Source organism: Pseudoalteromonas luteoviolacea, from assembly GCF_000814765.1.
Classification (GTDB): domain Bacteria; phylum Pseudomonadota; class Gammaproteobacteria; order Enterobacterales; family Alteromonadaceae; genus Pseudoalteromonas; species Pseudoalteromonas luteoviolacea_H.
This window is the reverse complement of the sequence record NZ_JWIC01000004.1, coordinates 543171-555481: the sequence shown is the minus strand read 5'-3', so window position 1 is coordinate 555481 and position 12311 is coordinate 543171. Positions and strand designations below refer to the sequence as shown.

Sequence of the window (12311 nt, the reverse complement as noted above, 5' to 3'; positions counted from 1 at the left end):
CTCGCCGATTAACGGTTTGCTGAATTTAAAAAGCTTGAATTGTTCTCCAAATAAGAGAAAAACCACTCAATAACAAATCCAAATTCAGGGATTACTACCGACGCCTTCCACCAATCTGTATCTGGGGCTTTGGTGAAAGCATCGAGAAAGAACAACAGGGCGCTGACCACTAATACCCCACGCATTGCACCAAATAAGATGCCAACAACGCGGTCTGTGCCAGATAATCCTGTACGCTGTACAAGTTCACCCAATATAAAATTAACCAATCCACCTAATACCAGCGTCGCGACAAATAGTATGGCTATTGCTGCTGCGTTTCTTAAAAGGGGTTCTGAAACAAAGGTAAGGAAAGTGGATAGATATTGATAAAATAGACTGGATATAAAGAATGCGCCAACCCAAACTACAAGGGACATAGCTTCTTTTACAAAGCCGCGTATTAGGCCAAAAAAGGTAGAAATACCGACAACTGTAAATATGGCGTAATCAACCCAAATCATAATAACCAACAAGTCGTTAATTTTGGGCGCATTTTATAAGACACGCCCTAGAATTGCCAGATCAATTTGCAACCTTAAATTGGGTAAGTCGGCCGTTGAGCTTAGTTAACTTCTTTAATTCTGGTAACTTAGCTTCAAGTTTTTGCTTATTTAAATCTGGTCCAACAAATACTTTTGTCAGCGTACCATTGGGAGTTTTAACGGGGCGAGTAAAAGTTTTAAAGCCATTGAGCTTAAGCTTAGCAGTCAGTGCATCAACATTTGCTTTATGAGAAAAGCTGCCAAGCTGTATTACATACGCCATCTTCGAAAAGTTTGAACTCTCTGGACGTGCTAGCTTGGGGGCTTTGGTCTCTGCGGTCACCACTTTCTTAGGTTCTGTAATTTGCTCTTCAATAGGCTGCTTAGGTTCAGGCTCAGTTTGCGGCTCACTGGGTACTGCAACCACTAGTTGCGCCTCAGACTCAGTAGACTCTGTTTGAGCTGACTGGGCTGGGTTCCCCTCCGTTACTTCTATCGCCGGCGATGGTTCTTCCTCGCTTACACCCGCAGACATATCATCGGCAGGAATATCTTCAATCACTTCAGGTTTGGGCTGCACAGCCAATTCGGCGCGTGCATCTACCGTCTCTTGCAAATCAATAGACGTAAATTCAGGTCGCTCAGGAATTTGTTGAAACCCCTCTTTGTAATGCACTTTTTCGCCATCCAAAATATTTGGAATAAACACGATGGCAGCGATCACTATGATACTGGTACCTACGAGGCGATTTACAAATCCTGAGTTCACATCTTACTCTCTATTTTTTCCAATACTGTATGGCATCAGCGACTGTGAAGAATGAGCCAAATATAATAAGTACCGAGTGCGCTTCTTGTGCCGGTACCAATGTATCTAGTGCTAAGTGTACTGAATCAAAAACAGCAATCTCTTGCTGCTGCACTTTTCCTAACGCTACTCGCATATTCTCTGCACTTTCAGCACGAGGTCCACTGAGCGCAGCACATGTCCAATGATCGACAACATCACGCAATTCATCAATAACTGCGACTTTGTCTTTATCAGCAAGCATAGCGACTAAGACATTAATTTTAAAGCCCTGATTTTTTAAGTCGAGTAACTTTGTACGTAAATAACGTGCTGATTCAGGGTTATGAGCCACATCTGTGTATACTAGAGGAGAGTCACTGAGTTTTTGAAAGCGACCTTCAACCTGCAAATTATCTAGTATCTCAACTATTTTGGTCTGTTCAGGTAGCAGGTTCAACCGTGCTAACGCGGTCAACGCCGTTGCCACATTCTGAGCAGGAATAGCAGGCGGTGCTAAAGTCATATCATAGTCTTGATACTGCCAGCGCAAACCATGATCAAGTGGTGTGAAGATAAAATCCCGCTTTGATAAAATCATATCTGCGTTAATTTCATCACCGTAATCCGTGACAGTATGAGGGATATTAAGATCGCCCACGATCGCAGGGGTGTTAGTCCTAAAGATACCCGCCTTATCATAGCCAACAAGCTCACGTGTATCACCTAAGTACTCTTTATGATCCAAGTCTATAGTAGTAATAATGCTCGCATATGGCGTGACAATGTTTGTCGCATCATAACGACCTCCTAACCCCACTTCAAGCAGCACGTAATCCACTTCGTAGCGTTTGAATAGAGCCAGCGCGCCGAGCGTCCCATATTCAAAATAAGTCAGTTGAGTTTCGCCGCGGCCTTGCTCCAATTGATAAAACGCGTCCACATGATCTTGGTCTGCCAATTCTTGACCATTAATACGCACGCGCTCGTTATAGCGGATAAGGTGAGGGGAAGCGTAGGTACCAACTGAATAGCCTTGTGAAAGTAACATCGCTTCCATACAGCGAGCGGTTGTACCTTTACCGTTAGTGCCACCAACTAGGATTATTTTACTGCGCGTATCGAGTAATTGGATATTATTTGCGACTTGAGCAACCCGCTCTAACCCCATTTCAATATTTGCAGGGTGCAGTTGCTCTAAATAACAAAGCCAATCATCTAAGCTCGATGATTGGCTAGGTTTGATGTGTGACATAGCTAGCTCAATTTCGAAAAATTTACGCTACTCTATGCTCTTGTTCTGTAGAAGGCAAGTCCATAAACTTAGAAATCATACGTGCTAGAGAGTCACGCATTTCACGACGGTCAATAATCACATCAATCGCACCGTGCTCTAATAAGAACTCACTGCGCTGGAAACCTTCAGGTAAGGTTTCACGTACTGTTTGCTCGATTACACGAGGACCAGCAAAACCAATTAATGCTTTTGGCTCACCCACGTTGATATCACCAAGCATTGCCAATGAAGCTGATACACCACCCATAGTTGGGTTAGTTAATACAGAGATAAACGGCAAGCCTTGCTCGCTCATTTTTGCAAGTGCAGCACTGGTTTTAGCCATTTGCATTAGTGAGAATAACGCTTCTTGCATTCGTGCACCGCCTGATGCCGAGAAACAAATTAACGGCATATTGTGTTCAAGACACTCATTCACAGCCGCAACAAAGCGTGCACCTACAACAGACGCCATTGAACCACCCATAAATGAGAATTCAAACGCAACTGCCGCAACTGGCATGCCTTTCAAACGACCTTTCATCGCGATCAGCGCATCCTTTTCACCACTGACTTTCTGTGCGGCAGTAATACGGTCAGAGTACTTTTTGGAGTCTTTAAACTTCAATACATCTTGCGGCTCAAACTCAGTGCCTAATTCCACAAGCTCACCGTCATCAAGGAAACGTTCTAGACGCTCACGCGCTGAAATTCGCATATGATGATCACATTTAGGGCATACATAAAGCGATTTTTCTAATTCAGCTTTGTATAAGATGGAATCACAGGCCGTACATTTTGCCCATACACCTTCCGGAACCTCTTTCTTACCTGCCGATTTAGCAGCTTTAGGCAAGATTTTTTCTAACCAACTCATTGGCAACTCTCTTGTCTTGATTCTGTATATTAGTCTGTGCACACAGACAGATTTTCCCAATTAAAACATGTTTAAGGCAACAGCGGTATAAAAAACTGGTCTTAGTAGTCTTAACAAGTAATAGACGCATGAGGAACTGAGATTTTAATGCGCAGTATAAAGAATGTTACTGCGTATAATTAAATAGCTTATGCAGTTTCATCTGCGCCCAAGTAATAATTATTTTTTAATCTCCACTTCCGGTAGGAATAGCGGACCAACAGACATTTTTGGGATCCCCCATTTTTCAGGGTAATCCACATCAACTAAATATAGACCATTGGGCTTTGCCGTCGCACTCGCCTGTGTTCTATCTTTTATGGCCAATAATTCAGCCATCCAATCAGGGGACTGCTCACCAATACCAATATCTAATAAACACCCTGTGATATTTCTCACCATGTGGTGTAAAAATGCATTCGCCTTCACATCAATGACAACATAATCACCAAACCTATCAACTTGTAAATGGTGAATATTTCTAAATGGCGTATTGGATTGGCAATGTACCGCTCTAAATGAGGTAAAATCTTGTTCACCTAACATATGGTGACATGCAGCCTGCATTCTCTTTTCATCTAGAGGGTGATGATAATGGGTGACACCATTTCTTAAGATCCCAGGGCGGTATGTGTGGTTGTAAATCACATAACGATATCGTCTTGCCGTTGCGCTGAACCGAGCATGAAACTCATCATCAACTTGCTGTGCAAAACGTACGGCAATATCATCAGGTAATTGAGAGTTCATACCAAGTGTAAACGCACTCATTTCACGCTCAGCATCAGTATCAAAATGAACCAATTGCCCTGTCGCATGCACACCAGCATCAGTACGACCAGCACAGACAATTTCGACCGGATGATTACAGATCCGCGAAAGCGCTGTTTCAATTTCTTCTTGGACACTACTCACATGACTTTGACGTTGCCAGCCTGAGTAATTGCCGCCGTTATACTCAATACCTAGTACTACACGCATACACTTGCAAACTCTTCACTAATTTATAGCCGCGCATTTTATGCTATTGGCGTAGGGAATTAAAGCGAAGGGGGCGATATCGCCCCCTTTTGTTATGTCGTCTTTGTTATTTTATTTGTTCTTTTAGCAATTTCGCTTCCGCTTGCACCGATGCCGGACCATTCTCCATCACATCATCAAGTGCTGAAACCGCTGCATCAAAATCTTCGATTTCAAGATAAGCCCGAGCTAAGTCCAACTTAGCTGAAAACCCGCCTTCTTCTAAATCGACATCCGTGGGGTTATCGCCAGCAAGTAACTCTTCAAAGTCATCCAGCCCGACATCCATATTAGGTGCTTGATAAGGCTCCTCCACAGGTACTACATCATCACTTTCAGCAATTAAGTCTTCAATTTCTAAAAAGTCTTCCGGCATTGCCGAGGATGTTTCTTGAGGCACTTCCTCTTCAATTTCAAACTGTTCGTCTAAATCTTCACTGAGTAACGCATCAAAATCGACCTCGAGTTCAGGCTCCTCCGCATTCTCTATATCTTCAGGCTCAGCATATTCATCAAGTAAGGCATCAAAATCAGTCCCTTCTAAATCGGCCATGAATGCATCTTCAATGGCGTTTTCATCAATATCGACTGGGGGCTCGACCTCACTCTCCGCTTCAGCCACTTCATCTAATTCAGCCAAAAATGCATCCGGATCAGCACTCACATCCAGCTCTAATTCAGCTTCTGATATACCTGTATTTGGCGCTGACTCCACCGTATCAGAAATACTGGTTTCATCAACTGCCAGAGATCCACTCGCTTGTGCTTCCATTGAAGCAAGCGCCGCAGACTCGTCAAATGGCGTGTCTAAATCAATTTCTAGGTTTTGTAATTCAGCTGATTCACTTCCTACTTGCAGTTCAGGCTCGCTAGGCAGCTCTTTATCCATTGCAGCCATGGCTGCTTCTTCATCAAATGGCGTATCTAAATCGATACCTAGATCATCTAATTCATCTTCTACAACAGCCAACTCTTCGTCATGTTCAACTGATAAATCCGAAGACGGCTCTGCGAGTAAATCCGTCTCTTCGGCAAGAGGCTCATCGTCTAGATCATCGAATAGGTCGTCAAACTCATCATCAAAGGAAGCTTCTAGATCACCATCAATACCTGCGTTCAGATCCCTTTGGCTTTCAAGACTTTCAGCAAGTTGACGCTCGGCTTCACTCACCCCTTCGGTAAGTGGCGCTTCATCTAATGAAATGTCAGGCTCTTCAATTTCTTCTAGCTCAAGCTCGGGATAACTCCCTAACTGCTCACTGGGGGTGACAAAATCTTGTTCTAACGGTGGCTCCTCATTGAGAAGATCCACTTCATCTCCCAGAGGATCATCCCCCAAATCAATTTCAACCTCTTCAGCCATGAGCTCTTCATCAAGAGAAGCTAAATCAGCTTCAACTTCCAATGCTTCAAGCATGTCATCAACATTTTGCGGCTCAACGCTTTCAATATCATGTAAGAGGTTTTCAAGGCCTGACTCAGGATCAACTTCTATTTCAAGTTCAGGCTCTGCCTCGAGCTCTGGTTCTACTTCAAGCTCTAGCTCTGCTTCAAGCTCTAGCTCTGCTTCAAGCTCTGGCTCAGCTTCAAGCTCTGGTTCTGCTTCGAGCTCCGGTTCTGCTTCGAGCTCCGGTTCTGCTTCGAGCTCTGGTTCTGCTTCGAGCTCCGGTTCTGCTTCAAACTCTGGTTCTGCTTCTAACTCTGGCTCTGCTTCTAACTCTGGCTCAGCTTCTAGCTCTGGCTCAGCTTCTAGCTCTGGCTCAGCTTCTAGCTCCGGCTCAGCTTCTAGCTCCGGCTCAGCTTCTAGCTCCGGCTCAGCTTCGAGTTCAGGCTCAACTTCGAGCTCTGGTTCAACTTCGAGCTCTGGTTCAACTTCGAGCTCTGGTTCAACTTCGAGCTCTGGTTCAACTTCGAGCTCTGGTTCAACTTCGAGCTCTGGTTCTACTTCAAGCTCTGGCTCTGCTTCTAGCTCTGGCTCTGCTTCTAGCTCTGGCTCTGCTTCGAGCTCTGGCTCTGCTTCTAGCTCTGGCTCTGCTTCTAGCTCTGGCTCAGCTTCTAGCTCTGGCTCAGCTTCTAGCTCTGGTTCTACTTCTAGCTCTGGCTCAGCTTCTAGCTCTGGCTCAGCTTCTAGCTCCGGCTCAGCTTCTAGCTCCAGCTCAGCTTCTAGCTCCAGCTCAGCTTCTAGCTCCGGCTCAGCTTCGAGCTCTGGTTCTGCTTCGAGCTCTGGTTCTGCTTCGAGCTCTGGTTCTGCTTCGAGCTCTGGTTCTGCTTCGAGCTCTGGTTCTGCTGCAAGCTCTGGTTCTGCTTCGAGCTCTGGTTCTGCTTCGAGCTCTGGTTCAACTTCGAGCTCTGGTTCTACTTCAAGCTCTGACTCTGCTGCAAGCTCTGGTTCTGCTTCTAGCTCTGGCTCTGCTTCTAGCTCTGGCTCTGCTTCTAGCTCTGGCTCTGCTTCTAGCTCTGGCTCTGCTTCTAGCTCTGGTTCTGCTTCTAGCTCTGGCTCTGCTTCTAGCTCTGGCTCTGCTTCTAGCTCTGGCTCTGCTTCTAGCTCTGGCTCTGCTACAAGCTCTGGCTCTGCTACAAGCTCTGGTTCTACTTCGAGCTCTGGTTCTGCTACAAGCTCTGGTTCTGCTTCGAGTTCAGGTTCTGCTACAAGCTCTGGTTCTGCTTCGAGTTCAGGTTCTGCTACAAGCTCTGGCTCTGCTTCTAACTCTGGCTCTGCTTCTAACTCTGGCTCTGCTTCTAACTCTGGCTCTGCTACAAGCTCTGGCTCTGCTACAAGCTCTGGCTCTGCTACAAGCTCTGGCTCTGCTACAAGCTCTGGCTCTGCTTCTAACTCTGGCTCTGCTTCTAGCTCTGGTTCTGCTTCGAGCTCTGGTTCTGCTTCGAGCTCTGGTTCTGCTTCGAGTTCTGGTTCTGCTTCAAGCTCTGGCTCAGCTTCTAACTCTGGCTCAACTTCTAACTCTGGCTCTACTTCTAGCTCTGGCTCTGGCTCTGGCTCTGCTTCTAGCTCTGGCTCTGCTTCTAGCTCTGGTTCTGCTTCTAGCTCTGGTTCTACTTCTAGCTCTGGCTCAGCTTCTAGCTCCAACTCAGCTTCTAGCTCCGGCTCAGCTTCTAGCTCTGGTTCTGCTTCGAGCTCTGGTTCTGCTTCTAGCTCTGGTTCTGCTTCGAGTTCTGGTTCTGCTTCTAGCTCTGGTTCTGCTTCTAGCTCTGGTTCTGCTTCTAGCTCTGGTTCTGCTTCTAGCTCTGGTTCTGCTTCTAGCTCTGGTTCTGCTTCTAGCTCTGGTTCTGCTACAAGCTCTGGCTCTGCTTCTAGCTCTGGCTCTGCTTCTAGCTCTGGCTCTGCTTCTAGCTCTGGCTCTGCTACAAGCTCTGGTTCTGCTTCTAGCTCTGGTTCTGCTTCTAGCTCTGGTTCTGCTTCTAGCTCTGGTTCTGCTTCGAGCTCTGTTCTGCTTCGAGCTCTGGTTCTGCTTCGAGCTCTGGTTCTGCTTCGAGCTCTGGTTCTGCTTCGAGCTCTGGTTCTGCTTCGAGCTCTGGTTCTACTTCAAGCTCTGACTCTGCTGCAAGCTCTGGTTCTGCTTCGAGTTCTGGCTCTGCTTCTAAATCCGGATCTACACCCGTATCAGATTGAATACTCGCAATGTCAGGAACATCAACTTCATCATCTACCATTCCATCGAGGTGACCAGCTTCAACGTTCGATACGGCAAATGGTTCTTCACCTAATAAATCATCAACATCACCTACACCTAGCTCATCTTCAATAACAGGTTCTGCCACTTCTGCGTCAAGCTCTGTACCAAGGCCGTCTTCACCCACATCCGCAAGTAAGTCATCAACATCACCTAACTCATCTTCACTGGCAGGTTCTGCCACTTCTGCGTCGAGCTCTGTACCAAGGCCGTCTTCGCCCCCCTCTACAAGCAAGTCATCAACATCACCTAACTCATTTTCACTGGCAGGTTCTGCCACTTCTGCGTCAAGCTCTGTACCTAGGTCGTCTTTGCCCGAATCATCAAGCAAATCATCAATATCGCCTAATTCATCTTCGATGACGGGTTCTGCCACTTCTGTGTCAAGTTTTGTGCCTAGGTCGCCTTCACCCACATCAGCAAGCAAGTCATCAACATCGCCTAGCTCATCTTCGATAACGGATTCAGCCACATCTGCGTCAAGCTCAGTACCTAAGCCGTCTTCACCCACATCCGCAAGTAAGTCATCAATATCGCCTAATTCATCTTCAATGACAGGTTCTGTAACGTCTGCGTCAAGCTCTGTACTTAAGTCGTCTTCACCCACATCCGCAAGTAAGTCATCAACATCACCTAGCTCATCTTCAATGGCAGATTCTGTCACGTCTGCGTCAAGCTCTGTACTTAAGTCGTCTTCACCCACATCCGCAAGTAAGTCATCAACATCACCTAGCTCATCTTCAATGGCAGATTCTGTCACGTCTGCGTCAAGCTCTGTACTTAAGTCGTCTTCACCCACATCCGCAAGTAAGTCATCAATATCGCCTAATTCATCTTCGATGACGGGTTCTGTCACGTCTGTGTCAAGCTCCGTACCTAAGTCGTCTTCACCCACATCGTCAAGCAAGTCATTAATATCGTCTAGCTCATCTTCAATGGCAGGTTCAGCCACTTCCGCGTCAAGCTCTGTGTCTAAATCACCGTCACTGACCTCGGCCAAGATGTCATCTACATCACCTAGTTCATCATCTGGGGCGCTCGTTGACGCGGTCTCTTCGCCAGCTTCAGCCAACAGTGCATCAATATCGTCGTCATCAGCCAACTCGTTGTCTTGCTCAGCCTGAGAGATCATATCATCGATATCTTGTTGCTCTTCTGAAGCTTGTTGTGCTTCATCGATCAGCCCATCAACATCATCGAGTTCAAAACCGTCATCATCAGCGTCTAATTCTTCTTCATCCAACGCACCGTCAAGCAAATCATCAATATCATCAGCACTTAAAATACTATCGTTATCAGCTACTCCCTCAGCCTCATCAGACTTTGGGGGTTCCGCGGCGGCCTCATCGATTAAACTGTCAATATCATCCAAATCAAGCTCATCATCACCTGACCCAGATGCCGCAGGCTCTTCTGCAAGCTCTTCACTCAACGCCGCCAGCGCATCATCACTGACATCTAATGTATCGTCTTGCTCATCACCGACTTCGTTAAATAAATCATCAATGTCGTCCGCGCTTAAAATATCATCCCCATCTGAAGCACTCTCCTCTACATCTAACGTTACTTCATCGCCAAGCGCATCGTCTGTAGAGTCAAAACTTTGTTGTAAGAAGTCATCGATATCATCTGAAGATTCTTCGGCAGGTGATTCGTCATCAAATACAATGTCATCATTGAGTAAACTGTCTAACTCATCTTGATCCAATGTGCTATTGCCAGTTTCAAAACCATCATCTTCATCGTCTAAAGAGTCAAATACGATGTCATCATCTTCAGGCAGAATATCATCATCAAGTTGAACACTTTCATCTAATGGAGCGATGTCATCTGTTACTGGCATGTCTAAATCAAGTGGATCAGCAGCTGCCGCTGCGGTAGCGGCTCCTGCTGTCGCTGCTGCAGCAACAGGTGCTTGCGGTAAAAACTCGTCGTCTTCAGCATTGCTGTCAGCTGCTTGCTTACGTTTACGTAAGAAAAACATCAACCCAAGCCCAACAATCAACAAAGCTGGTATCGTCGCCAACAAGGCAATCACAAGCGGGTTAGACAAAGCATTACTAAAACTTGATTCTTGTTCGGCTTTTTTATCCGCTTCTTGCTGAGCAATCATCTCGCTCTGCATATCGATTACGACTTTTAATTGCTGCTGGATTTCACTGTCTTTACCGAGCTGCTCTCGAACATTTTGCAGCTCATCTGAAATACTGCTAAGTTGCTTTCTAAGCTGATTGTTTTCTTCTAAGATTTCTTCCACATTTTGCACTGAAGACTTAAACTGATTTTGTAAGTCGAGCAGCTTGGAGTCTTGCTCCATACGCAGATTTCTAAGTTGATTGGTCAACGCTTTTTGCGCCTGTTCAACATCTTCTTTACGCGCCTGGGTCACGCGTTTTTTGGCAGCATCTATGTCTGACGGGTTTAAAGTGCCATTTTTCTTGCGTTCCCACAGCGCGTCATCCTGATCCGACTTTTGTTTCGCAATGCCCGGATTGACACGCCTGATCTCTGCAAGTGTTGGAATACGGAGGTATGCGCCATCACGCATATGGTTGAGATTTTGATCTAAAAACGCACCTGGGTTTTTGTCATACAACGCCTTCATAACCTGATAAATCGTAACCGAATCATCGGGTCTTATTTTCTGTGCTACGCGCCACAATGTGTCCGAAGACCGAATTGGGCCAACAGAACGACCTTCAAGGCCATAATCGACACCCTTGGGACCCTTCAACACTGTGCCAACTTGAGTGTGTGCCGGAGACGTTATGAAAGCCAATGCTAGGATACAAAATAAGGCTAAACCGCGCATGCTGTTCCTTTGTTTAAGGTGACCACTTACTCAACCAGTAAGTGAATAATAAATTTGCTCATCTTTGCTTTTTGCAAGCTCTATTCCAATTGCAAACTATAAACCAGTTATTAGGGAATATCCATTGTCAGCGTAGTGAATCTTAACATCAACCTAGCACTTTAGGATTGGAATGAAAATGTTTTATAAATCAGGGAGGTGGTAAAAAGATAGATTTGTGTATTTAGAGGGGCAAAATGCTGCCAGCACATTTTGCCCAATTATGAGATTAAAGGTAATTTGCTACCAGCTCTTCTGCAATTTGTACACTATTTGTTGCCGCCCCCTTGCGTGTATTATCAGACACAACCCACAAGTTTAATCCCATAGGATGCGAAATATCCGCTCTTAGACGGCCAACGTAGACGGTATCATTACCACTGGCATCGCTGACTGGCGTTGGATAATCTTCTTCATTTTCAATTAACTCAACACCAGGTGCCTCTGTAAGCAATTGTTTTACATGCTCTAAGTCGTAAGGCATACGTGTTTCTAAATGAATCGCCTCTGCATGACCAAAAAAGACCGGAACACGCACTGCGGTAGGGTTTACCATCACACTACTATCACCTAAGATTTTATGTGTTTCCCACACCATTTTCATTTCTTCTTTGGTATAACCATTGTCTTGGAATGCATCTATTTGTGGAATAACGTTAAACGCAATTTGCTTTGGAAATACGTCATTTTCCATCGGTCTTGCATTCATCAAGTTGGCTGTTTGTTTAGCCAGCTCATCAACCGCTTCTTTGCCTGCACCAGATACCGCTTGGTACGTAGACACATTGATACGATCAATGCCATATGCATCATAAATGGGCTTTAATGCCACCAGCATCTGGATAGTCGAGCAATTTGGGTTCGCAATAATATTGCGATTTCTAAAATCAGCTAGGCTGCCTGCGTTTACCTCTGGCACCACTAGAGGCACATCATAATCGTATCTAAAATGTGATGTGTTATCTATTACCACACAGCCTGCTTCTGCAGCAATCGGCGCATATTTCTCAGACACACTGCCTCCTGCTGAAAATAAGCCAATGTGGGCGTCTGCAAAATCAAACTCCTCAACATCTAAAACAGTGACTTTTTCACCCATGAAATCAATTTCTTCACCCGCACTGCGACTACTAGCCAGCGGGTATAGTTTATCAACTGGAAACTTTCTTTCAGCCAATGTTTCAATGATTTGCTTGCCTACTAGGCCAGTTGCGCCCAGTACCGCCACGTTAAATTTCTGCGACATGT

At 45.6% G+C, this 12311-nt stretch carries 8 protein-coding genes; all 8 read right to left on the bottom strand.

What is annotated here, in order from left to right:
• Positions 1-8: 8 nt before the first annotated feature.
• The 8 genes from JF50_RS05660 to JF50_RS05620 all read right to left on the bottom strand — a co-directional run bounded on the left by JF50_RS05660 (position 9) and on the right by JF50_RS05620 (position 12309).
• Positions 9-503 (bottom strand): CvpA family protein, encoded by a 495-nt coding sequence (locus JF50_RS05660; protein WP_039608475.1) that lies wholly within the window; start codon positions 501-503, stop codon positions 9-11.
• Positions 504-564: 61 nt separating this feature from the next.
• Complete coding sequence (locus JF50_RS05655; RefSeq protein ID WP_039608474.1) at positions 565-1293, bottom strand: SPOR domain-containing protein; 729 nt, start codon at positions 1291-1293, stop codon at positions 565-567.
• 10 nt (positions 1294-1303) lie between these two features.
• Complete coding sequence (gene folC / locus JF50_RS05650) at positions 1304-2566, bottom strand: bifunctional tetrahydrofolate synthase/dihydrofolate synthase (RefSeq protein WP_039608473.1); 1263 nt, start codon at positions 2564-2566, stop codon at positions 1304-1306.
• Between the two features lie 22 nt (positions 2567-2588).
• Positions 2589-3464, bottom strand: coding sequence for an acetyl-CoA carboxylase, carboxyltransferase subunit beta (gene accD / locus JF50_RS05645; RefSeq protein WP_039608472.1), 876 nt, complete (start codon positions 3462-3464; stop codon positions 2589-2591).
• A gap of 219 nt (positions 3465-3683) precedes the next feature.
• Positions 3684-4484 carry a tRNA pseudouridine(38-40) synthase TruA gene (truA, locus tag JF50_RS05640; protein ID WP_039608471.1) on the bottom strand — a complete coding sequence of 267 codons (801 nt, stop codon included), beginning with the start codon at positions 4482-4484 and terminating at the stop codon, positions 3684-3686.
• Positions 4485-4590: 106 nt separating this feature from the next.
• Positions 4591-4812 carry a FimV/HubP family polar landmark protein gene (locus JF50_RS27870; RefSeq protein WP_419177498.1) on the bottom strand — a complete coding sequence of 74 codons (222 nt, stop codon included), beginning with the start codon at positions 4810-4812 and terminating at the stop codon, positions 4591-4593.
• Between the two features lie 3128 nt (positions 4813-7940).
• Positions 7941-11024, bottom strand: a complete 3084-nt coding sequence (locus JF50_RS05625; protein WP_052262139.1) for a FimV/HubP family polar landmark protein — start codon at positions 11022-11024, stop codon at positions 7941-7943.
• Between the two features lie 268 nt (positions 11025-11292).
• Positions 11293-12309 (bottom strand): aspartate-semialdehyde dehydrogenase, encoded by a 1017-nt coding sequence (locus tag JF50_RS05620; RefSeq protein ID WP_039608470.1) that lies wholly within the window; start codon positions 12307-12309, stop codon positions 11293-11295.
• Positions 12310-12311 lie beyond the last annotated feature (2 nt).

Excerpts from the sequence above, each read along its gene's own strand:
- JF50_RS05660 (WP_039608475.1), bottom strand. The coding sequence starts at position 503 with ATGATTTGGGTTGATTACGCCATATTTACAGTTGTCGGTATTTCTACC.
- folC (WP_039608473.1), bottom strand. The coding sequence starts at position 2,566 with ATGTCACACATCAAACCTAGCCAATCATCGAGCTTAGATGATTGGCTT.
- accD (WP_039608472.1), bottom strand. The coding sequence starts at position 3,464 with ATGAGTTGGTTAGAAAAAATCTTGCCTAAAGCTGCTAAATCGGCAGGT.
- truA (WP_039608471.1), bottom strand. The coding sequence starts at position 4,484 with ATGCGTGTAGTACTAGGTATTGAGTATAACGGCGGCAATTACTCAGGC.
- JF50_RS27870 (WP_419177498.1), bottom strand. The coding sequence starts at position 4,812 with ATGGATGTCGGGCTGGATGACTTTGAAGAGTTACTTGCTGGCGATAAC.
- JF50_RS05625 (WP_052262139.1), bottom strand. The coding sequence starts at position 11,024 with ATGCGCGGTTTAGCCTTATTTTGTATCCTAGCATTGGCTTTCATAACG.
- JF50_RS05620 (WP_039608470.1), bottom strand. The coding sequence starts at position 12,309 with ATGTCGCAGAAATTTAACGTGGCGGTACTGGGCGCAACTGGCCTAGTA.